At 71.7% G+C, this 20,628-nt stretch carries 19 protein-coding genes; 11 read left to right on the top strand and 8 right to left on the bottom strand.

All coding sequences use genetic code 11. The features are described from left to right. The first annotated feature begins 535 nt into the window (after window positions 1-535). Window positions 536-2,059: a peptide MFS transporter gene (locus ACIBAE_RS19915; protein ID WP_399287007.1), complete on the top strand. Its 1,524-nt coding sequence runs from the start codon at window positions 536-538 to the stop codon at window positions 2,057-2,059. Between the two features lie 181 nt (window positions 2,060-2,240). Here the strand turns inward: ACIBAE_RS19915 and ACIBAE_RS19920 are convergent, their stop codons facing one another. Next, window positions 2,241-2,729, bottom strand: a complete 489-nt coding sequence (locus tag ACIBAE_RS19920; RefSeq protein ID WP_399287010.1) for an ATP-binding protein — start codon at window positions 2,727-2,729, stop codon at window positions 2,241-2,243. A 183-nt stretch (window positions 2,730-2,912) separates the two neighbouring features. Continuing rightward, window positions 2,913-3,281, bottom strand: coding sequence for an STAS domain-containing protein (locus ACIBAE_RS19925; RefSeq protein ID WP_399287013.1), 369 nt, complete (start codon window positions 3,279-3,281; stop codon window positions 2,913-2,915). A gap of 318 nt (window positions 3,282-3,599) precedes the next feature. On the opposite strand from ACIBAE_RS19925, the gene ACIBAE_RS19930 reads away from it, so the two are divergent. Next, a complete protein-coding gene (locus ACIBAE_RS19930; RefSeq protein WP_399287016.1) occupies window positions 3,600-4,541 on the top strand; it encodes an RNA polymerase sigma factor SigF in 942 nt (313 codons plus the stop codon). A 295-nt stretch (window positions 4,542-4,836) separates the two neighbouring features. Here ACIBAE_RS19930 and hutI read toward each other — a convergent pair whose 3' ends face one another. From hutI to hutU, 4 genes are all read right to left on the bottom strand, one after another. Next, on the bottom strand, window positions 4,837-6,057 hold the full coding sequence (gene hutI / locus ACIBAE_RS19935) for an imidazolonepropionase (protein WP_399287019.1): 1,221 nt from the start codon (window positions 6,055-6,057) through the stop codon (window positions 4,837-4,839). Window positions 6,058-6,083: 26 nt separating this feature from the next. Then, window positions 6,084-7,475 (bottom strand): formimidoylglutamate deiminase, encoded by a 1,392-nt coding sequence (locus tag ACIBAE_RS19940; protein WP_399287022.1) that lies wholly within the window; start codon window positions 7,473-7,475, stop codon window positions 6,084-6,086. Next, complete coding sequence (locus ACIBAE_RS19945; RefSeq protein ID WP_399287025.1) at window positions 7,472-8,728, bottom strand: allantoate amidohydrolase; 1,257 nt, start codon at window positions 8,726-8,728, stop codon at window positions 7,472-7,474. Before ACIBAE_RS19945 ends, ACIBAE_RS19940 begins: the two co-directional genes overlap by 4 nt. A 104-nt stretch (window positions 8,729-8,832) precedes the next feature. Continuing rightward, on the bottom strand, window positions 8,833-10,491 hold the full coding sequence (hutU, locus tag ACIBAE_RS19950; protein ID WP_399287028.1) for a urocanate hydratase: 1,659 nt from the start codon (window positions 10,489-10,491) through the stop codon (window positions 8,833-8,835). 124 nt (window positions 10,492-10,615) lie between these two features. Here hutU and ACIBAE_RS19955 point away from each other — a divergent pair, with 124 nt between their 5' ends. From ACIBAE_RS19955 to ACIBAE_RS19980, 6 genes are all read left to right on the top strand, one after another. Beyond that, window positions 10,616-12,142, top strand: coding sequence for a diaminopimelate decarboxylase (locus ACIBAE_RS19955; protein WP_399287031.1), 1,527 nt, complete (start codon window positions 10,616-10,618; stop codon window positions 12,140-12,142). Window positions 12,143-12,392: 250 nt separating this feature from the next. Beyond that, the gene (locus ACIBAE_RS19960; RefSeq protein ID WP_399287034.1) at window positions 12,393-12,896 is read left to right on the top strand and encodes a hypothetical protein; all 504 of its coding nucleotides are present in this window, start codon (window positions 12,393-12,395) and stop codon (window positions 12,894-12,896) included. Further along, a complete protein-coding gene (locus tag ACIBAE_RS19965) occupies window positions 12,893-13,717 on the top strand; it encodes a transcriptional regulator (RefSeq protein ID WP_399287037.1) in 825 nt (274 codons plus the stop codon). The genes ACIBAE_RS19960 and ACIBAE_RS19965 overlap by 4 nt, the downstream gene beginning before the upstream one ends. Window positions 13,718-13,754: 37 nt before the next feature. After that, a complete protein-coding gene (locus ACIBAE_RS19970) occupies window positions 13,755-14,189 on the top strand; it encodes a roadblock/LC7 domain-containing protein (protein WP_399287040.1) in 435 nt (144 codons plus the stop codon). An 81-nt stretch (window positions 14,190-14,270) separates the two neighbouring features. After that, window positions 14,271-14,645 carry a hypothetical protein gene (locus ACIBAE_RS19975; protein WP_399287043.1) on the top strand — a complete coding sequence of 125 codons (375 nt, stop codon included), beginning with the start codon at window positions 14,271-14,273 and terminating at the stop codon, window positions 14,643-14,645. 252 nt (window positions 14,646-14,897) lie between these two features. Further along, a complete protein-coding gene (locus tag ACIBAE_RS19980; protein ID WP_399287046.1) occupies window positions 14,898-15,455 on the top strand; it encodes a GNAT family N-acetyltransferase in 558 nt (185 codons plus the stop codon). Between the two features lie 94 nt (window positions 15,456-15,549). Here ACIBAE_RS19980 and ACIBAE_RS19985 read toward each other — a convergent pair whose 3' ends face one another. Both ACIBAE_RS19985 and ACIBAE_RS19990 read right to left on the bottom strand, forming a co-directional pair. Continuing rightward, entirely contained in the window at window positions 15,550-16,386 is an 837-nt protein-coding gene (locus tag ACIBAE_RS19985) for a MurR/RpiR family transcriptional regulator (protein ID WP_399287050.1), read from the bottom strand. After that, a complete protein-coding gene (locus tag ACIBAE_RS19990) occupies window positions 16,383-17,924 on the bottom strand; it encodes an aromatic amino acid ammonia-lyase (RefSeq protein WP_399287396.1) in 1,542 nt (513 codons plus the stop codon). Before ACIBAE_RS19990 ends, ACIBAE_RS19985 begins: the two co-directional genes overlap by 4 nt. A gap of 178 nt (window positions 17,925-18,102) precedes the next feature. Here ACIBAE_RS19990 and ACIBAE_RS19995 point away from each other — a divergent pair, with 178 nt between their 5' ends. Genes ACIBAE_RS19995 through ACIBAE_RS20005 form a run of 3 tightly spaced genes read left to right on the top strand, consistent with a single transcriptional unit; the run spans window position 18,103 to window position 20,618 of the window. Then, entirely contained in the window at window positions 18,103-19,290 is a 1,188-nt protein-coding gene (locus ACIBAE_RS19995) for an ABC transporter ATP-binding protein (protein WP_399287053.1), read from the top strand. Further along, window positions 19,287-19,946: an ABC transporter permease gene (locus tag ACIBAE_RS20000; RefSeq protein WP_399287056.1), complete on the top strand. Its 660-nt coding sequence runs from the start codon at window positions 19,287-19,289 to the stop codon at window positions 19,944-19,946. The genes ACIBAE_RS19995 and ACIBAE_RS20000 overlap by 4 nt, the downstream gene beginning before the upstream one ends. A gap of 6 nt (window positions 19,947-19,952) precedes the next feature. Continuing rightward, a complete protein-coding gene (locus tag ACIBAE_RS20005; RefSeq protein WP_399287059.1) occupies window positions 19,953-20,618 on the top strand; it encodes an ABC transporter permease in 666 nt (221 codons plus the stop codon). Window positions 20,619-20,628 lie beyond the last annotated feature (10 nt).

Genomic DNA, 20,628 nt, shown 5'->3' on the forward strand with positions numbered 1-20,628 from the left:
TCTGCTGTCCTGACACCGGCCCAGCATCGCTGGGCCACACCGCCACGGCAACCCCCGAATCATCGAGCGATGATCATTTGTCAGACACGACCTAGGGCGGTGCTCAGCAATGCCCGCAGGTCTGAGGGGAGATCTGATGAATCACCTTCGAATACAAGCAGACACTTCCGCACATCCTGTGATCCATCTCTCAACTCCTTCCATATCCACCCGTGTCGTGTCGTATGGTGTGGAAACGCCTGTCGTACGCATCGGAGACCTTTGGCCTGCTGAGCGCCGAAGGTCTCTTCTCCTGCGCCGGGGCGATCGTCTCCACGCCGGAGACCCCGAAGTGAATGACCTGGAGGCCGGGCCGTACGCGATGACGCGTACGGGCGTGGATCCCGATGCGAACCGCCTCCTCCCCCTCCGTGCAACGGAACGAGCCCCCAGGCATGGGTGAGCGGGGCGGCTCTCCACCGGTGCCGGCAACCCCCCACCGGGCGCGTCCAGCTCAAGCAGCGGCGGCGCGTCCAGAGCAAGCAAGGATCGACTCATGGCGTCCAGCCTGACGACGGACTCCCCCGGCTCTCCCGCCGGGCCGGAGAAGACCTTCCTCGGCCAGCCCCGCGGCCTGGCCACCCTCTTCATGACGGAGATGTGGGAGCGCTTCAGCTACTACGGCATGAAGGCGCTGCTCCTCATCTACATGATCTCCGGCGGCCCTGGCGCGACCAAGGGACTCCAGTCCGGCGGCCTGGCGATGAACGAGTCGACGGCCATCGCCATCTACTCCGTCTACGTCGCCATGGTCTATCTGCTGGCGCTGCCGGGCGGCTGGCTCGGCGACCGGGTGTGGGGTCCGCGCAAGACCGTCACGATCGCGGGCGTCACGATCATGGCCGGGCACATCGTCCTGGCGCTGCCGGGTACCGGCACGTTCTTCATCGGCCTGGCACTGGTGGCGATCGGCTCGGGCCTGCTGAAGGCCAACATCTCCACGATGGTCGGCCACCTCTACAAGGGCGCCGACGACCCGCGCCGCGACGGTGGCTTCACCATCTTCTACATGGGCATCAACGCGGGTGCTTTCTTCGCCCCGCTGGCCATCGGTACCGTCGGCGAGAAGTACAGCTGGCACCTCGGCTTCGCGCTCGCGGCGGTCGGCATGGCCATCGGTCTGATCGTGTTCCTGATCGGTTCGAGGAACCTCAGCCCGCAGAGCAGCCGCGTCCCCTCCCCGCTGTCCCGCAAGGAGCGCAACGCCTGGCTGCGCAAGGGCATGATCTGGCTGCTGATAGCCGCCCTCTTCTACGGGATAGTCGGCGGCACCGGTCACTTCACGCTGAACTGGGCGATGATCCCGCTGACGGTCGCGGGCGTCCTGATCCCGGCCGCCGTGCTGATCAAGATCAAGCGCGACAAGGATCTGTCGGCGAGCGAGCAGAACAAGATGTCCGGGTACATCTGGTTCTTCGTGGCCGCGGCCATCTTCTGGATGATCTACGACCAGGGCGGCTCCACGGTCCAGGCGTTCGGCACGACGAAGGCCGCCGGGGATCTCTGGGGATTCTCCTTCCCGACCTCCTGGTACCAGTCGCTGAATCCTCTCTTCATCATGGCGCTGGCCCCTGTCTTCGCCTGGTTCTGGCTGTGGCTGAACCGGAAGCGCAAGGAGCCGACCACCGTGGCGAAGTTCGCCGCGGGCCTGTTCTTCATCGGTGTCTCGTTCTTCTTCTTCCTGATCCCGCTCTTCATGGCCGGCGACGGCACCCGGGTCAGCCCGATGTGGCTGGTGGGCATCTACCTGATCCAGACCGTCGCCGAACTGTGCGTCTCCCCGGTCGGCCTGTCGGTCACGACGAAGATGGCCCCGGCGAAGTACGCGAGTCAGATGATGGGTGTCTGGTTCCTGGCCGTCACGGCGGGCGACTCCGTCACGGGTCTGCTCTCCATCGGAGGGGTCGACCTGGGCGGTACCGGGGTGGTGACGCTGGAAGCGGTCCTCGCCGTCCTCGCCGGCTTCGCGGTCTTCATGTACCGCAAGAAGGTCCGGGCGCTGATGGGCGACATCCACTGAGCCCGCGGAAGGCCGCCGTACCGTCCGGCGGTGCGGCGGCCTTCCCTTGCGCGGGGCCGGGCGGGCAGGGCCGATGCGGGGGCCGGGCGGGGCAGGCCAGAAGAAGGAGCACGCCGCATCGGCGTGCTCGGGGTGTACTCAGGGGTGCCGCTCGGGTCGTACGGTCAGCGCGGAGCGGGCGTCACGCGGGCGCGGCCAGCTCCGCCCAGACGGTCTTTCCGGCCGCGCCGGGCGTCCTGACGACACCCCAGTCGAGGCAGAGCCGCTGGACGATGAACATGCCGTGCCCGCCGGGGCGCCCCGCGCGGTGCGGGGTGCGCGGCGCCGGCTGTCCCGTACCCCGGTCGGTGACTTCGAGCCGCAGCACTTTGCTGTCGCACGAGACCAGCAGCGCCTCGGGGCCTTCCGCGTGCAGACAGGCGTTGGTCACCAGCTCGGAGACGACCAGCAGCACGTCCTCCGCCGCGGCCCGCCGGTCGGCGGTCTCGGCGGGGAGCCATCCCCAGTCGTAGAGAGCCTGGCGGGTGAAGTCACGCGCGAGCGGGACGACACCGCTGGCGCCGGACAACGCGAGCGTCCGTACCCGCTTGTCGGACGTCGGGGAGGGAGGTCCCGCACCGTCCGGCTCGGGGCCGATGTCGCCCGGCTGAGGCTGCCGGGTGGTGCTCATCAGCGCTTCACCTCACCGATTCACCGAATTGCGAGTTCATCAATACAGAGAGTGCAGGGTCCTGAGCGGCCTGCGGGGGGTCTTCTGCCCGTCCGAATCGTGACAACACCCACTTCACCGAAGCGGATCTCGTGACGCGGGCGGCCGACGGCTCGCCGAGGTCGGGAAAAGGAGGTCGCGCGCTCACCCGGTCAGGGCATCTTCGAGTGAGTCATGGAGGGTGAAAACCGCGTCCGCCCCCGTGATCTCGAAGACTCGCGCCACGACGGGCAGCATCCCGGCCAGGTGGACCCCGCCTCCGGCGGCGTCGGCCTTGAGACGCGCGCCCAGCAGCACATTGAGTCCGGTCGAATCACAGAACTCCAGCTGCGAACAGTCGACCACCAGCCGCGCGCGGCCCTGGTCGAGCGCTTCGTCCAGAGGCGTGCGCAACAGATCGGCCGTGTGATGGTCCAACTCACCGGCCACCGTCACAACCTCGCTCCGGCCCTCGGTCCGAACCTCGACCCGAAGCCGGCCCCGGTTCGTGCTGCCGACCGTCTGGCGGTCCATGCCCGTCCCTCTTCGCCGTGTCGTACGCCGTTGTCAGATGGTGTCGTCGTGCGCTCGCGCTCCCGCCGTCGGATACCGACCCGATGAATCTCGGCAAGCACCGGCGACGCCGGTCGAACATTACGCCTTTCACCCGCCGACCGGTAGCCGATCTCCCCAACAATACGGACATACAAGGCAATTCGCACTTGCAAATGGCCCCGACGACCCGGTAGGGCTTGTAGGACACAGCCACCACGACCGGCTTTGGAGGCGCCGCAAACCGCAGCAACGCGTACCGGCTTCGGCAGCCACATGCCGAGAACGATGGAGGAGACCATGTCACCCCGGCCCGACGAACCGCGTACCCCCCACACGCCGTCGACAACTCCGCCCGCGATTTTCGAGACCGGTGTCACACTCACGGCTCACCGGCCCGGCATCACTCACCGGCCCGGCATCGAGCGCCCGGAGGACCTGGAGGATCTACCGGAGATTCCGCCCTTCGACACGGTGGGAGCTCTGGACGCCCGGGCCCTGTCGAAGACCCTCTTCGCCCGGATGGACACCCTGGAAGAGGGCACGCACGAGCACGCGTACGTCCGCAACACCCTGGTCGAGCTGAACCTCGCGCTGGTGAAGTTCGCGGCCTCCCGCTTCCGCACCCGCAGCGAACCGATGGAGGACATCGTCCAGGTCGGCACGATCGGCCTGATCAAGGCCATCGACCGCTTCGACCTGAGCCGTGGCGTCGAATTCCCCACCTTCGCGATGCCCACCATCATCGGCGAGATCAAACGCTTCTTCCGCGACACCTCGTGGTCGGTGCGCGTACCCCGCAGACTCCAGGAACTCCGCCTCGACCTCGCCAAGGCCGGCGACGAGCTGTCCCAGCAGCTCGACCGCGCGCCGACCGTCGCCGAGCTCGCCGGCCGCCTCGGTATCACCCACGAGGAAGTGGTCGAGGGCATGACCGCGAGCAACGCGTACACCGCGAGCTCGCTGGACGCGCAGCCCGAGGAGGACGACACCGAGGGCGCGCTCGCGGACCGGATCGGCTACGAGGACCACGGACTGGAGGGCATCGAGTACGTCGAGTCCCTGAAGCCCCTGATCGCGGTCCTGCCGCCCCGGGACCGCAAGATCCTCTCGCTGCGCTTCGTGGCCAACATGACCCAGTTGGAGATCGGCGAGGAGCTGGGCATCTCGCAGATGCACGTCTCCCGTCTGCTCTCGCGCACGCTCAGCAGGCTCAGAAAGGGCCTGACGCTGGAGGAGTGAGGCGACCGCCCCCACCGGTCCGGCCCGGCTTGTCCGGGCGCTCGGGCCGGTGGGTTTCGCGGGGAGGGGTCGCGGGGAGGGGTCGCGGGGGGCTTCGCGGGGGCTTCGCACGGCGGGTGAGCGGTACGGGCCGCGCCCGTCGCCGCCGACGCCGATGTCCGCGGGAACCGCCGGTACGGCCGCGGTGGTCGCTCGCCACGGTGATCGCCGCCCAGGCTCTCCGTCCTACGCGATCTCTCCGTCCGTCGCGATCTCTCCGTCCGTCGCGATCTCTCCGTCCTACGGCACGCGCCCGCTACCGCACGCGCTCGCCGCGCTGCCAGACCGACGAGACCAGCGGGACCCCCGGGCGGTAGGCCAGGTGGACGTGGCTGGGGGCGTCGAGGAGGGCGAGGTCGGCGCGGGCGCCGGGGGTGAGGCGGCCGATGTCCGTACGGCGCAGGGCCTTCGCGCCACCCGCCGTCGCCGACCAGACGGCCTCGTCCGGGGTCATGCCCATGTCCCGTACGGCGAGAGCGATGCAGAACGGCACCGACGAGGTGAAGGAAGACCCCGGGTTGCAGTCCGTGGAGAGCGCGACGGTGGCGCCCGCGTCGAGCAGGCGGCGGGCGTCCGGCCACTCCGCGCGGGTGGAGAACTCGGCGCCGGGGAGCAGCGTGGCCACCGTGTCGCTGTGCGCGAGAGCGTCGACGTCCGCGTCGGTCAGGTGCGTGCAGTGGTCGGCGGAGGCGGCGTCGAGCTCGACGGCGAGCTGCACACCGGGGCCGTACGTCAGCTGGTTGGCGTGGATACGCGGGTGCAGTCCCTTCGCCCGTCCGGCGGTGAGGATCGCGCGGGCCTGGTCTCCGTCGAAGGCGCCCTTCTCGCAGAAGACGTCGATCCAACGGGCGTACGGGGCACAGGCGTCGAGCATCCCGCCGGTGACGAGGGCGACGTACCCGGCCGGGTCGTCGGCGTGGTCGGGCGGGACGATGTGCGCACCGAGGTAGGTGACCTCGTCGGTGTGGTCCCGCGCGATGCGCAGGGCACGGGCCTCGTCCTCGACGGTCAGGCCGTAGCCCGACTTGGTCTCCAGGGTGGTCGTGCCCTGGCCGAGCGCCTCGGCGAGATACCGCGCGACGTTGGCGCTCAGCTCGGCGTCGGTCGCGGCGCGGGTCGCGGCGACGGTGGTGCGGATGCCGCCCGCCGAGTAGGCGCGGCCGGACATCCGGGCGTTGAACTCGCGGGTGCGGTCGCCCGCGAAGACCAGGTGGGAGTGGGAGTCGACGAAGCCGGGGACGACGGCCCGGCCGCCCGCGTCGACCGCGTTGTCAGTGGCGGGTGCTTTGCTTGATTCACCGACCCAGACGACGCGGTCGCCGTCGATGACGACGGCCGCGTCCTGGATCAGACCGATGGGGGATCCGTCACCGAGGGAGGGGTCGTTGGTGACCAGGCTCGCGATGTTGGTGATGACGGTGGTGCCGGCGGTGCCGGTACGGGTGGCGGCGCTGGGGCTGTTGTTCGGAATGCTCATCGCTGAGGTGTCCTCTTTCGGCGGGGTCAGCCGTGCAGGGCCGCGATGGACGCGGCGAGGGCTGCCGGGACGTCGGGGACCAGGGCGTGGATCCCGTCCCGTACGACATGGCGACCGCCCACGACGGTGTGGCGTACATCCGCCGCGGAGGCGGCGAATACGGCGGTCTCCGCGCCGAGCCGTGGCGGCGGGCCTGCCGTTCTGACCGAGTCCAGGGCGATCGTCACGAGGTCGGCGAGCGCTCCTTGTTCGATCCGGCCCGCTTCGGGCCAGCCGATCGCCGCGTGGCCGTCCGCGGTGGCGGCCTGGAGCAGCGCGGCGGCCGTCCAGTGGCCACGGCTGCGGGAGCGCAGCCGTTCGTCGAGCTCCATCGCGCGGGCCTCTTCGAGGAGGTCGATCACGGCGTGGCTGTCGCTGCCGAGCGAGAGCGGCGAGCCCGCGTGCCGCAGGCGGGTCGCGGGGCCGATCCCGTCGGCGAGATCGCGTTCGGTGGTGGGGCACATGCAGGTGCCGGTGCGGGTGGTGCCCAGCAGGGCGATGTCCTCGTCGGTGAGGTGCGTGTTGTGCACGCCGGTGGTGCGGGCGCCCAGGACGCCGTGGTCGGCGAGGAGTCGGGCGGGGGTGCGGCCGTGGACGGCGAGGCAGGCGTCGTTCTCGGCGGTCTGTTCGGAGAGATGGACATGGAGGGGGGCGCGGCGGGTCTCGGCCCAGGCGGCGACGGTCGCGAGCTGCTCGGCGGGTACGGCGCGTACGGAGTGGATCGCCGCGCCGACGCGGGCGTGGTCGCTGTCCTGGAGATCCGAGGCGCGCTCGGCCCAGGCGTCGGCGGTGCCGTCGGAGAAGCGGAGCTGGTGGCGGTCGGGGGGCGCCCCGCCGGGCCGCTCGGAGATGCCGGAGGCGAGATAGGCGGTGTCGAGGAGGGTGATCCGGATGCCGGCTTCGGCGGCGGCGGCGATCAGGGCCTCGCCCATGGCGTTCGGGTTGTCGTAGGGCGTGCCGCCCGGTGCGTGGTGGAGGTAGTGGAATTCACCGACGGAGGTGATGCCGGCCAGCGCCATCTCGGCGTACACGGCGCGGGCGAGTGCGTGGTACGAGTCCGGGGTGAGCCGGGCGGCGACCCCGTACATGATCTCGCGCCAGGTCCAGAAGGTGCCGGAGCCGACCTGGACGGTGGAGCGCAGGGCGCGGTGGAAGGCGTGGGAGTGGGCGTTGGCCAGACCGGGGAGCGTCAGTCCGCGCAGGGCCGTGGCCCCGGGCGGTGGGCTCTCGGCGCCGGTGCGGACATCGGTGATCCGCCCGTCGGCGACATCGACGGCCACGCCCGGCTCGACATGGTTGTCGAGCCAGGCATGCTCCAGCCAGTACGTGGTGCCGGGTGCTCGCGAGGGCCCTTGGGTGGCCGCTGCCGGCCGCGTCATCGGCACGCGAGTCCTTCCAGTACGTCGGCGAGTGCCAGGATCCCGGCCACGCAGTCGTCCTCGGCGGCGAATTCGGCCGGGGAGTGCGAGATCCCGGTGGGGTTCCTCACGAACAGCATGGCGGTAGGAATGGATCCGGACAAAATGCCCGCGTCGTGTCCGGCGCCGGTGCCGAGCACGGGGACGGTCGCGGCAGCCCCGGCGGTGGCCGTTGCGGTCGCTGCGGTAGCTGCGGTAGCTGCGGAAGGAGGCCGGTTGGTGAGGATCTTGGCGAGTTCGTCCCGGAGGGCGTGCTCGAACTCGACGACGGGAGTGAAGGACTCCCGTACGACCCGCAGCTCGATACCGGCGCGGTCCGCGCACGCGCGGGCGGCGGCCTCGACCCCGGCGACGACGGTGTCCAGGGCGGACTGGTCGGCGGCGCGGGAGTCCAGCCAGCCACGGACGAGGGAGGGGATGGCGTTGACGCCGTTGGGCTCGACGGAGACCTTGCCGAAGGTGGCGAGGGCGCCGGCCAGTTCCGCCTCGCGGCGGGCCGCGAGGACCGTCTCGGCGTAGGTCAGCATCGGGTCGCGGCGGTCGGCGAGGCGGGTGGTGCCGGCGTGGTTGGCCTCGCCCCGGAAATCGAACCGCCAGCGGCCGTGCGGCCAGATCGCGGACGCGATGCCGACGGGGTCGCCGGACAGGTCGAGGGAGCGGCCCTGCTCGACGTGCAGCTCGATGAACGCGCCGATCCGCGCGAGGCGTTCGGGGTCGGGTCCGATGGTGGCCGGGTCGTGTCCGGCGGCCTCCATCGCCCGGGGCAGCGGGACGCCGTCCCCGTCGCGCAGCTCGTGGGCCTTCTCGACGGTGAGCTGTCCGGCCGTGAGGCGGGAGCCGACGCAGGCGAGCCCGAACCGGGCGCCCTCCTCGTCGCCGAAGTTGGTGATGGCGAGGGGCCTGGTGAACCGTGCTCCCCGGCGGCGGAGTTCGTCGAGTGCGGCGAAGGAGGAGACGACACCGAGCGGCCCGTCGAAGGCGCCACCGTCAGGGACCGAGTCCAGATGGGACCCGGTGACGACGGCGTCCCCGGCGAAGGGGTCGCCGAGCCAGGCCCACTGGTTTCCGTTGCGGTCGAGTTCGTAGGTCAGCCCGCGTGTCTCGGCCTGCGAGCGGAACCAGGCACGGCAGTCGGCGTCGGCGGCGGTCCAGGCGTAGCGGCGGTAGCCGCCGCTGCCCGAGTCGCGCCCGAGGGCCGCGAGGTCGCGCCACATCTCGTGAAAGGAGGGCGAACTCGCGCCAGGCCCGGCGGGCGCGGGAAGGGCCGGCGCGGGGCCGGCGGGCGCGGGGCCGGCGGGCGCGGGCCGGGGGGCACCCGTCACGCTTCCTCCCGCATCGGGACGCGGACGCCGCGTTCGGCGGCGACTTCTTCGGCGGCGTCGTAGCCCGCGTCGACGTGCCGGATGACGCCCATGCCCGGGTCGTTCGTGAGGACGCGGCGGATCTTCTCGCCGGCGAGTTCCGTGCCGTCGGCGACGCAGACCTGGCCCGCGTGGATGGAGCGGCCCATGCCGACGCCGCCGCCGTGGTGGATGGAGACCCAGGAGGCGCCGGAGGCGACGTTGACCATGGCGTTGAGCAGTGGCCAGTCCGCGATGGCGTCGGAGCCGTCGAGCATGGCCTCGGTCTCGCGGTACGGGGAGGCGACGGACCCGGCGTCCAGGTGGTCACGGCCGATGACCAGGGGGGCGGCGAGTTCACCGGAGGCGACCATGTCGTTGAAGCGTGTCCCCGCCAGGTCGCGCTCGCCGTAGCCGAGCCAGCAGATCCGGGCGGGCAGCCCCTGGAACTGGACGCGTTCGCCGGCCATCTTGATCCAGCGGTGCAGGGATTCGTTCTCCGGGAAGAGGTCGAGGATCGCCTTGTCCGTCTTGTGGATGTCGGATGCCTCGCCGGAGAGGGCGGCCCAGCGGAAGGGGCCCTTCCCCTCGCAGAAGAGCGGCCGGACGTAGGCGGGCACGAAGCCGGGGAAGGCGAAGGCGCGTTCGTATCCGGCGAGTTGGGCTTCGCCACGGATGGAGTTTCCGTAGTCGAAGACCTCGGCGCCCGCGTCCATGAAGCCGACCATCGCCTCCACGTGCCGGGCCATCGACTCGCGGGCCCGCTGGGTGAATTCGGCGGGCTTCTCGGCCGCGTACGAGGCCATGTCGTCGAAGTCGACGCCGACCGGCAGGTAGGCCAGCGGGTCGTGCGCGGAGGTCTGGTCCGTGACGATGTCGACGGGGGCGCCCTCGGCGAGCATCCGGGGGAGCAGCTCCGCCGCGTTGCCGAGCAGGCCGATGGAGAGCGGGCGGCGCGCGTCCCGGGCCTCGGTGGCGAGCTGGAGGGCGTGTTCCAGGCTGTCGGCCTTCACATCGAGGTAGCGGTGCTCGATGCGGCGGTCGATGGCGCGCGGGTCGCAGTCGATACAGATCGCGACACCGTCGTTCATGGTCACGGCGAGCGGCTGCGCGCCGCCCATGCCGCCCAGGCCCGCGGTGAGGGTGATCGTCCCGGCGAGTGTGCCGCCGAACTGCTTGGCCGCGACGGCCGAGAACGTCTCGTACGTGCCCTGGAGGATGCCCTGCGTGCCGATGTAGATCCATGAACCGGCCGTCATCTGCCCGTACATGGTGAGCCCGAGGGACTCCAGCCGCCGGAATTCCTCCCAGTTCGCCCAGTCACCGACCAGGTTGGAATTGGCGAGCAGGACGCGCGGCGCCCACTCGTGGGTCTGCATGACACCCACCGGGCGGCCGGACTGGACGAGCATCGTCTCGTCCTGCTTGAGCGTGCGCAGGGTGCGGACCATGGCGTCGTAGGAGCGCCAGTCCCGCGCGGCCTTGCCGGTGCCGCCGTAGACGACGAGTTTGTCGGGGTGCTCGGCGACCTCCGGGTCGAGGTTGTTCTGGAGCATGCGGAGGGCGGCTTCCTGCTGCCATCCCAGGGCGCTCAGTTCCGTACCGCGCGGTGCCCGTACGGGGCGGGGTCCTGACATGGCGAATGCCTCCTCCATGGTGAGCCTGTTGGCTTATCCATTCACATCCTGGACGGATGAATAGTTGTAGTCAACAGGTGGCCGGCCGTCGCCGGGGGCGCGTCGGGATGATTGGCTGGCGGACATGGTTTCGGAACTGCACAACGGCCAGAACACGGATGACGGCACGCGACACGACACCAACGGCGGCAGCGGCGGCGGCCCTCGCGGTGCCACCCGCGTGAGCGGCAGCGGCACCGATCCGGCGGCCCGCCGCGACCAGGCCGTACGGGCCGCCGTGGCACAGGGACTGATCACCGGCGAGGAGCCCGTCGTCGCCCTGCTCGACGTGGCCGGCATACGGGCCTCCGCCGCCGCGCTCCGTACCGCCTTCGACGAGGTCACCGCGCCGGGCACCCCCGTCCTGCACGCCTTCGCCGTGAAGGCCGCACCGCTCGTGCCCGTGCTGCGCCTCCTGCACGAGCAGGGCATCGGCGCCGAGGTCGCCAGCCCGGGCGAGCTGGCCCTGGCCCGCGCGGCCGGCGTACCGGCCGCCCGTACCGTCCTCGACTCCCCCGCCAAGACCGCCGCCGAGCTGAGCGAGGCCCTCGCCCTGGGCATCGCCGTCAACGCCGACAATCCGCAGGAGCTGGCCCGGATCGACGCCCTGGTCGGCTCCGGGCACGTCGACCACCGGCAGCCCGGCTCTCGGCAGCCCGGCCCGGACCGGGTGCGCTCGCCGCTGGGGCTGCGGGTCAATCCGCAGATCGGCGCCGGTTCCATCGGGGCGCTGTCCACCGCGACCGCGACCTCCAAATTCGGCGTCGCGCTGCGCGACGAAGGCGCCCGCGCCTGGGTCGTCCGGGCCTACCTGGACCGCCCCTGGCTGACCAGGCTGCACACCCACTCCGGCTCGCAGGGCGTCCCGCTGGAGCTGATGGCACAGGGCGTACGGACGGCGTACGAGCTGGCCGAGGAGATCAACGCGGCGGCCGGGCGCCCCCAGATCGACACCCTCGACATCGGCGGCGGGCTCCCGGTCAACTTCTCCTCCGAGGAGGAGACCCCCAGCTACGCCGCGTACGCGCGGCTGCTCAAGGACACCGTCCCCGGACTGCTGGACGGACGCTACGGGCTGGTGACGGAATTCGGCCGTTCGCTGCTCGCCAAGCACGGCACGGTCCTCGCCCGCGTCGAGTACACCAAGTCCGCCGGGGGCCGCCCCATCGCGGTGACCCACGCGGGCGCCCAGATCGCCACCCGTACCGTCTACGACCCGGTCTCCTGGCCGCTGCGCATCGCCGCGTACGACCCCGAGGGGCGCCCCAAGACGGGCCCCGACGTCGCTCAGGACGTGGCGGGCCCGGCCTGCTTCGCCGGCGACCTGCTCGCCGCCGACCGGCCGCTCCCGCTGCTGGAGCAGGGCGATCTCGTGGCCGCCCTCGACACCGGCGCGTACTACTTCTCCAACCACTACGCCTACAACAGCCTGGCCAGGCCGGGCATTCACGGCTTCACGGTGGCGCCGCAGACGCCGGGGACGGCGCAGACGCCGGGGACGCCGGGGACGCCGGGGACGGTGCGGTTCGCGACCGTACGGGCTCCGCAGACGGTCGCGGAGATCGTCGCCGAGGCGGGCGAGGCGTACCGGGACGCGCTGCTGGACAGCTGAGAGCGGGGACCGAGAGCGGGGATGAGGAACGGGCGCGCCCGGTCGTGAACGGTCACGGCCGGGCGTTTCCCGTCCGCGAGCCCTGACGCGGCCGGGCGTTCGCGCGCGCCGCGCCGGGGATGTGGCTGACAACGCACGCATGTTCCGATGGAAAATGCCAGAACTCCCCCCTGTCGCACGAGCGTTGCGTAATCTCACGATTACTGCCGCACGACAGTACGCCTGCGCGCCTGGCTGTGAGGGGAATCGCGTGCCCGGAATCGACGCATGCCTGGAGGAGGCGATGAGCCTCCCAGGGGCGCGCGGAGCGGCGATTGTCGACTGGACGAGCGGGCTCGCGCTCGGCACGGCGGGCGCTTCGCCGGGCGGCGACCACGAGGCCACCGCCGCCGAGACGGCCGACCTGGCGAGAGCGGCAGCCGAGTACACGGCGTTCGCCCCGGACGCCGAACCCGTGACCGAATCCGGGACCGGGACCGGGACCGGGACCGGGACCGAGCCGCGGACCGACCCGCGATCCTCCGACCGAAGACGCTCCGACAGCGGACGGCCCGACAGCGGACGCTCCGACAAGGGGCCACCCGTCGAGGACCTCATCGTCACCACCCGCACCGGCTACCACCTCCTCTGCTTCGTCGAGACGACGTTCGACAGCAGCGTCTTCCTGCACCTGTGGCTCGACCGCACCACCGGCAATCTCGCCCTGGCCCGCCTGCGTCTGCGGCAGCTGGCCGAACGGCTGGTGCTCGGATGACCGCGAAAGCCGCGATACCTGCCCCGCCGCCCGCACCGGCACCGGCACCGGCACCGGCACCGGCCACCGTCTCCCCGATGCTCGTCCGGCTGGCCGGCGAACGCGCCACCGGCGCGCTCCTGCGCGACCACGGCACGCTCTATCTCGCCGACGGCCGCATCGTGCACGCGGAGAGCCCTGCCGCGCCCGGCATCGACGTCCTGCTGACAGCGGGCGGCCGGCTGCCGCGCACCGGCTGGGAGGAAGCGGTCGACCGGGCCGGCGCCCGCCGGGAGGTCGGCCGGTACCTCGTCGACAGCGGGGGGCTCGGCGACGGCGAGCTGGAGATCTGCCACCTGGGCGCCCTGTTCGACGCCGCCTTCTTCGCCCTCGCACCGGGCAGCGGCCCCACCCGTTTCCGCTACGGCGTCGCGCACTGGCTCGGCCCGATACGGCCCGTCCCGGCGGCGGCCGTCGAGCGCGAGACCCTGCGCCGGCGCGAACTCCTCGATCAGGTCTGGCCGTACGCGGCCGTGGACACCGCCCCCGTGGTGGCCCGCGCTCCCGCGCCCGGCCAGACGGTCACCCGCCGCCAGCGCGCCCTGCTGGAGCTGGCCGACGGGGTCCGGACCCCGGTGGCCATCGCCTGGGCGCTGGGCCGGCCCGCGTTCCACACACTGCTCGACGTCCGGCGGCTGGCCGCCGCCGGGCTGGTCGAGACGCCCGACGAACCGGCCCCGGCCGGGCCCGCGAAGGTTCCCTCCTGGGTCGCGACGGTCTCGGCCGACCCGGACATCGCCCTGTTACGCCGACTCCGCGACGCCCTGGAGGCAAGCCTGTGACTCCCCGTTCCATCCACCGGGCCCTCGCCGCGCCGTCATGAGACGGGCTCTGCGGCAGCGCGCCGAGAGGAGACAGCTGATGACGGCGGAAGCCGATGTGCTCGGCGAACTACGACGGCTGCGGGCCCGCCTCCCGCAGCTCACCGGCGCGCTCACGGCCAGTGCCGACGGTCTGGTGCTGGCGCAGGACACGACCGGCGTGGAGGCGGAGGGGGTGGCCGCGCTGACCGCCGCCGCGCTGGGCGTCGCCCTGCGTCTGACGGACAGCACGGGCCAGGGCGGCTTCCGGGAGCTGCTGATCCGCGGCGAGCTGGGTTACGTGGCGACGTACGCCGCGGGCTCCTCAGCCGTACTGACGCTCCTCGCGGAGCCCCGGATCAATGTGGGCCGCCTCCATCTGGAGGCCCGCCGCTCCAGCGCCCGGATCGGCGAGCTGGTCGACGGCGCCCTGGACCGGCTGGAGAACGCCTGACCCATGACACCCCCCACCAGGACACCCAGGGCGCCCGGAAATCCCCGGACCGCCACCGGACGGAAAGGAAGTGCGACATTCATGGCCAGTACCGAAGCCGCCCTCAAGGAAGCAACCACCGTCATCGAAGGCGCGCTGGGGGCCGCGCTGGTCGACTACTCCAGCGGTATGGCCCTCGGCACCATCGGCGGCAGCAAGGACCTGGATCTGACGGTCGCCGCGGCCGGCAACACCGATGTGGTCCGGGCCAAGGTCCGCACCATGGAGATGCTCGGCCTCCAGGACGAGATCGAGGACATCCTCATCACCCTCGGCAACCAGTACCACCTCATCCGGCTGCTCAAGGGGCGTGGAAACAACGGGCTCTTCCTCTACCTGGCGCTGGACAAGTCCCGCGCGAACCTCGCGATGGCCCGCCATCAGCTGAAGAAGATCGAAGCCGACCTGGAGATCTGAGCGGCGGCTCGGCCGGTTCAGCGGTCAGCCCGTGCGGCCGAACTCGATCGGCCCAGCCGGTTCAGCCGGTTCAGCCGGTTCAGCCGGTTCAGCCGGTTCAGCCGGTTCAGCCGGTTCAGCGGCGGCGCCGTGCCCCGCCGGGCACGGCGTCACCGGCCGCGACGCCTGCGGTCCGAAGTGCCCTTCCACAGGCGGGACTTGGGGCGGCGCGAGCCCTGGACGCCGAAACCGGCGGCGTGATCCGATGGCCCGATGACATCCTTCTGGACGGGCGAGCGGGTACGCCTGCGCGGTATCGAACCCGACGACTGGACCGCGCTCATGCGCTTCGCCGGGGACGAGGAGCGGTTGGGAGACGTGCTGCACCCGCCCCGTTCCGCCGAGGGCTACCGCGCCCGGGCGAAAGAGCAGGCCGCTGCCGCGTCCGACGGAGACTGCTTCCACTTGGCGATCGAAGCCGTCGACACGGGGGAGATGGTCGGTGCTGTCGGCTCGCACCACGCCGACCCACGTGCGGGCTGGTTCGAGTACGGCGTCACGATCGGCGCTGATCACCGGCGCGAGGGCTACGCGGCAGAAGCCGTCGTGCTGTTGCTGCGCTACATGTTCGCCGAGCGGCGCTATCACAAGTGCGAAGCACGGATCTTCGTACACAACGAGGCATCGCTGGCACTTCATCGCCGGCTCGGCTTCGTCGAGGAGGGCCGCCTCCGTGATCACGTGTTTCTCACCGGGCGGCACCGCGATCTCGTCCTGATGGGCATGCTCGCCGGCGAATTCGCCCAACTGCACTCGCTGAGCGGACGGTGAGCAGGTCATCCGGGGCCGGTGTCGAACGCGATCGGACGTGCGGGCTTCTTCAGGGCAGCTACGGCAGCTACGGCAGCTACAGCAACTACGGCAACTACTCGGTGAAGAGCCCCCGGGCAGCCGCCCGCGCGTCGAACTCCTCCAGCCGCGCCTGCGCGCTCGGCAGGTCGTCGCACATCGCCTCCAGCAACACCCGCCCCAGCAGCATCGGCGCGCACGCCGTGTCGAAGGCCAGGCCCGTGCCCACCGCCGCCGGGATCAGCAGATCGCTGTGCCGGGCGACCGGTGCGAAGGCGGAATCGGCGACGGTCACCACCGTCAGTCCGGTGGACCGCGCGTACGCCAGCGTGTCCACGACCTCCTTCGGGTGGCGCGGCAGTGCGAAGCAGAGCAGCGCGCTCGCGCCCGCGTGCCGCGCCGCGTCGATCCGGTCGGCGAGCATCGTGCCGCCCTCGTCGAGGAGGCGTACGTCCGGGTGGACCTTGGCCGCGAAGTAGGCGAAGCCCCGTGCCTGTGAGGAGGCGGCGCGCAGCCCGAGGACCGGCAGGGGGCGGGAGGCGGCGAGCAGCCGTCCCGCCCGTTCCACCGGGGCGGGGTCGGCGAGCAGTTCGGCCAGGTGCCGGAGGTTCTCGATCTCGCCGAGCACGGCCTGTTGGTACGCGTTGTACGAGGACTCCCCCGGCACCGGCCCGGCCGGGGCGACCTCCCGCAGGTGCTTGCGCAGCGCCGGGTAGCCGTCGAAGCCGAGCGCGACGGCGAAGCGGGTGACGGACGGCTGGCTGACCCCGGCCAGCTCCGCCAGCTCGACGCTCGACAGGAACGGCGCGTCCCCGGCCCGGCGCACCATGCTGTGGGCGATGCGCCGCTGCGTGGGGGTGAGCCGGTGGCCCTCGAAGAGCTGTTGCAGCCGGGCGGCAGGGCCCTCGCTCATGCGCTTCCCCTCATGGGGTCGGTGGTCGGGTGGGCCGTCAGCTCGGCGAAGCGGTCGAGCAGCGCGGCGGCTGCCGTCACATCATCGGTCAACGGCCGGTCGGTGACCGCGTCGTCGAGTACGGATTCGGCCAGTTCGAAGGCCCGGCCCACCGGGAGGCCGGGCTCCGGGCGCAGGTCGCGCTGGCGCAGGGCCCGTACGGCGGCGACGAGTTCGCAGCCGACGACCAGGCGGTACGCGTTCGCCGCGCGCAGGGTCTGGCGTGCGGCCAGCGAGGCGAAACTCGCCTGCTCCTCCACGCCCCGGGACAGTACCGCGTGGCCGAGCGAGGCGGGTGCGGAATAGGCCCGCAGGTCGCCGAGGGCCGCTCCGGCCGCGTACTCCAGGATCATCACGCCGGAACTGGCGGGCTCGGCGTCGGCGAGGAAGGGCCGCAGCCGGGTGAAGGCGGGTTCGTTCAGGGCGGAGAGCCGGGAGGTGGACAGGCGCGCGGTCTGGACGAGGGAGAGCCGGAAGTGGTCGAGCGCGAGGGCCAGTTGGGCGAGGTAGAAGCCGCCGTGGTGGTAGGCGGCGGGGGCCGGCTCCGCTTCGGTGCCGGCGCAGATCAGCGGGTTCTCGGCGGCGGCGTTGATCTCGACGGCGAGGGTGTTCTCCAGCGCGTCGGCGGCGTCGCGCGCCGGGCCGTGTATCTGCGGGACGCACCGGAAGCCGTACGGGTCCTGGATCCGTCCGAGCGGCGGCGCCGGCCGGTCGGGCGCGCCGAGGATGCGCCGCATGTCGGCGGCGACGGCGTACGAGCCGGGGTGCCGGCGGGCCGCGTGGACGGGCTCGGCGTACGCCTCGTACGAACCGTCGACGGCGAGCAGGGAGAGCGCGGCGACCAGCTCGGTGGCGGCGATGAGCCGGCGCAGTTCGTCGAGGGCGAGCGCGGATTGTCCGAGGGTGAGGGCGTTGCTGCTGATCAGGGCGAGAGCGTCGTTGTTGTCGAGGGGCTGCGGTTCGGGTGCGGGGCCGCCCTGCCAGGGGTGTTCACCGGCGAGGGCGAGGCCCAGCTGGGCGAGGGCCGCGATGTCGCCCGTACCGACCGAGCCGAATTCGTTGACGACGGGGTGCGCGCCTGATTCCACCGCGTCGCAGAGGGCGCCCACGACGGTCGGCCGCAGTCCCGCGCCTCCGGCGAGGAGTTGGTTGGCGCGGACCGCGAGCATGGCGCGGACCTCGCGGGCGGGCAGCGGTTCGCCGACGGCTCCGGCATGGCTGCGCAGCAGCCGCAGGCCGTGGTCGGCGGCGGCCTCGGTGGGCACGGCTTCGGTGCGGTTGGCGCCGACGCCGGTGGAGCGGCCGTAGACCCGTCCGGAGCCCGCCAGTTCGCGTGCGACATGCCAGGTCTGCTCGACACGCTTCATCGCGTCGGTACCGGGTACGGGACGGGCTGCACCGTCGGCCATCCGGACGACATCGGCGACCGGGAGGCTCTGTCCGTCCAGGACGACGATGGCCGTACTCACGGCCGACGAGTCCGTCATGTGGGACGACATCATGCGTGAACGCCTCCTGTCGGACGCTACGTCCTGCCCTGTGACCATCCGCGACGAGCGCATCACCCCGGCGCGCCACCCCGGCGCATCATCCGGCGCACCACCTCAGGGCATTGTCATTCTATTCAGTCACCACGAACTCTGCATGACCGTATGCAAGCCGGGCAAGGGACGATTGATGATCACATTCGACGCGGTGCACAAACGCTTCCCGAACGGCACCACGGCGGTCCGCGACCTCACCCTGGAGATGCCGGAGGGCGGTATCACCGTCCTGGTGGGCTCCTCGGGCTGCGGCAAGACCACCACCCTCCGCATGATCAACCGCATGGTCGAGCCGACTTCCGGCACCATCCGGCTGGGCGGCCGGGACGTCCTGGCACAGGACGCCGCCGAGCTGCGGCGCGGCATCGGCTATGTCATCCAGCAGTCGGGCCTCTTTCCGCACCGCACGGTCCTCGACAACATCGCGACCGTCCCCCTGCTGCTGGGCTGGGGCCGCAAGAAGGCGCGGGCGCGCGCGGCGGACCTGCTGGAGACGGTCGGGCTGGGGGCGGATTCCGGGAAGCGCTACCCGCACCAGCTCTCCGGCGGGCAGCAGCAGCGGGTAGGGGTGGCCAGGGCGCTCGCCGCCGACCCGCCGGTGCTGCTGATGGACGAGCCGTTCGGCGCGGTCGACCCGGTCGTACGGACCCAGCTCCAGGACGAGCTGCTGCGGCTCCAGCAGGAGCTGAACAAGACCATCGTCTTCGTCACGCACGACATCGACGAAGCGGTACGGCTGGGCGACCGGATCGCGGTCTTCCGCACCGGCGGTGACCTGGTGCAGTGCGCCGCGCCCGCCGAGCTGCTGGCCCGCCCGGCGGACGGCTTCGTCGCGGACTTCCTCGGCGCGGAGCGCGGGCTGAAGCTGCTGTCGCTGACGACGCTGGCCGGCGTACCGGTCCTGCGGGCCGCGACCGTACGGTCGGACGAGCCGGTCCCGGCGCCCGGCGCCGGGCCGCACCTGGTGGTGTCCGCCCGGGACGAACCCCTCGGCTGGCTCGATCCGGACACCGCGCGCCACACGGCCGGCCGCCGCTCCGGGGACGTACAGCTGCTGCCCGTACGCCCCTTGCGCGACACGGACTCGCTGCTCGCGGCGGTCGACGAATCGATCGCCGCACCGGCCGGCCTGGTCGCCCGGGTCGACGCGAACGGTGTCCTGACCGGGGTCACCCCGCGCGAGACGGTCCACGAGCACGCGGGCCGCCGCCACCACGAAGCGGCGACGGCGACGGCCACCGCAGCCACCACCGGCGACACCGGCAACATCGGCAACACCGCCCCCACCAGCACCACCGCCACCCGGAGCGGAGCCGTATGACCGTCCAGTGGGCGTGGATCGCCGATCACGCGGGCGACCTCACCACCCTCACCCTCTCCCACCTCCAGGCCGCCCTCACCGCCGTCCTCCTCGGGCTGCTCATCTCGCTCCCCCTGGCGGTCCTCGCCCACCGCGTCCGCGCCCTGCGCGGCTTCCTCCTCGGGATCTCGAACGTCCTCTTCACGATCCCGTCCATCGCGGTCTTCATCCTCCTGCTCCCCGTCTCGGGGCTGACCAGGACCACCACCGTCATCGGCCTGACGATCTACACCCTCGTGGTCCTGCTGCGGAACACCGTCGAAGGACTCGACTCCGTACCGGCCAAGGCCCGCGAGGCCGCCGTCGCCATGGGCACCCGCCCGCTGCGCACCCTGCTCACCGTCGAACTGCCGCTCGCGCTGCCCGTGATCATGGCGGGCGTACGGATCGCCACGGTCATGTCGATCTCCCTGGTCAGCGTCGCCACGTACATCGGGGACGGCGGCCTCGGCCAGCTCTTCACCGACGGCTTCCAGCGGAACTTCCCCACCCCGGTGATCGCCGGTGTCGTGCTGACCCTGCTCCTCGCGCTGGTCGCGGACGCGGTGCTGGTGGGTTTGCAGTACGTACTGACACCGTGGACGAGGCGGCGGCACTCGTCGCGCGGGAGGGCCTGACCCGACATGTTCGAACTCTTCACGGGCCTCGGCTCCTGGCTGGTCTCCGGCGAACAGTGGACCGGCCCCGACGGCATCGGCCACCGGCTCGCCGAACACCTCCAGTACTCCCTGCTCGCGACCCTGATCGCCGCCGTGATCGCGCTGCCCGTCGGCCTGCTCATCGGGCACACCGGCCGGGGCGCGTTCGTCGCCGTCAACCTGGCGTCCTTCGGCCGGGCACTGCCCACCGTCGGCCTGGTGGTGCTGGTCTTCCTGGCCGGCGGCCTGTCCATGATCCCGGTGTACGTGGCGCTCGTCGCGCTCGCCGTCCCGTCCATCGTGACCAATACGTACGCCGGGATGACCGCCGTCGACCCGGAAGTGCGGGACGCGGCGCGCGGCCAGGGCATGCGCGGCCATCAGGTCCTGCTCCGGATCGAGGTCCCGCTCGCGCTGCCGCTGATCATGACCGGGCTGCGACTCGCGCTGATCCAGGTGGTGGCGACGGCGACCGTCGCCGCGTACGTCAGCTTCGGCGGGCTCGGCCGGTACGTCTTCGACGGCCTGGCCCAGCGCGACCTCGTCCAGGTGCTGGGCGGAGCGGTGCTCGTCGCGGCCGTCGCCGTCGTCCTCGATCTGGCACTGGCCGGGCTTCAGCGCGTCATCTTCCGCCACCGCACCGCCGTCTGAGGAGAACTCA

The sequence above is a fragment of the Streptomyces sp. NPDC051569 genome, assembly GCF_044454085.1.
Lineage (GTDB): Bacteria > Actinomycetota > Actinomycetes > Streptomycetales > Streptomycetaceae > Streptomyces.

Coding starts and splice junctions, on each gene's coding strand:
- ACIBAE_RS19945 (WP_399287025.1), bottom strand. CDS start 8,728: ATGTGGCGCGACCTCGCGGCCCTCGGGCGCGACTCGGGCAGCGGCGGC.
- ACIBAE_RS19915 (WP_399287007.1), top strand. CDS start 536: ATGGCGTCCAGCCTGACGACGGACTCCCCCGGCTCTCCCGCCGGGCCG.
- ACIBAE_RS20000 (WP_399287056.1), top strand. CDS start 19,287: ATGACCGTCCAGTGGGCGTGGATCGCCGATCACGCGGGCGACCTCACC.
- ACIBAE_RS20005 (WP_399287059.1), top strand. CDS start 19,953: ATGTTCGAACTCTTCACGGGCCTCGGCTCCTGGCTGGTCTCCGGCGAA.
- ACIBAE_RS19925 (WP_399287013.1), bottom strand. CDS start 3,281: ATGGACCGCCAGACGGTCGGCAGCACGAACCGGGGCCGGCTTCGGGTC.
- ACIBAE_RS19930 (WP_399287016.1), top strand. CDS start 3,600: ATGTCACCCCGGCCCGACGAACCGCGTACCCCCCACACGCCGTCGACA.
- ACIBAE_RS19980 (WP_399287046.1), top strand. CDS start 14,898: ATGACATCCTTCTGGACGGGCGAGCGGGTACGCCTGCGCGGTATCGAA.
- hutI (WP_399287019.1), bottom strand. CDS start 6,057: ATGAGCATTCCGAACAACAGCCCCAGCGCCGCCACCCGTACCGGCACC.
- ACIBAE_RS19940 (WP_399287022.1), bottom strand. CDS start 7,475: ATGACGCGGCCGGCAGCGGCCACCCAAGGGCCCTCGCGAGCACCCGGC.
- hutU (WP_399287028.1), bottom strand. CDS start 10,491: ATGTCAGGACCCCGCCCCGTACGGGCACCGCGCGGTACGGAACTGAGC.
- ACIBAE_RS19985 (WP_399287050.1), bottom strand. CDS start 16,386: ATGAGCGAGGGCCCTGCCGCCCGGCTGCAACAGCTCTTCGAGGGCCAC.
- ACIBAE_RS19975 (WP_399287043.1), top strand. CDS start 14,271: ATGGCCAGTACCGAAGCCGCCCTCAAGGAAGCAACCACCGTCATCGAA.
- ACIBAE_RS19920 (WP_399287010.1), bottom strand. CDS start 2,729: ATGAGCACCACCCGGCAGCCTCAGCCGGGCGACATCGGCCCCGAGCCG.
- ACIBAE_RS19990 (WP_399287396.1), bottom strand. CDS start 17,924: ATGTCGTCCCACATGACGGACTCGTCGGCCGTGAGTACGGCCATCGTC.
- ACIBAE_RS19965 (WP_399287037.1), top strand. CDS start 12,893: ATGACCGCGAAAGCCGCGATACCTGCCCCGCCGCCCGCACCGGCACCG.
- ACIBAE_RS19955 (WP_399287031.1), top strand. CDS start 10,616: ATGGTTTCGGAACTGCACAACGGCCAGAACACGGATGACGGCACGCGA.
- ACIBAE_RS19995 (WP_399287053.1), top strand. CDS start 18,103: ATGATCACATTCGACGCGGTGCACAAACGCTTCCCGAACGGCACCACG.
- ACIBAE_RS19970 (WP_399287040.1), top strand. CDS start 13,755: ATGAGACGGGCTCTGCGGCAGCGCGCCGAGAGGAGACAGCTGATGACG.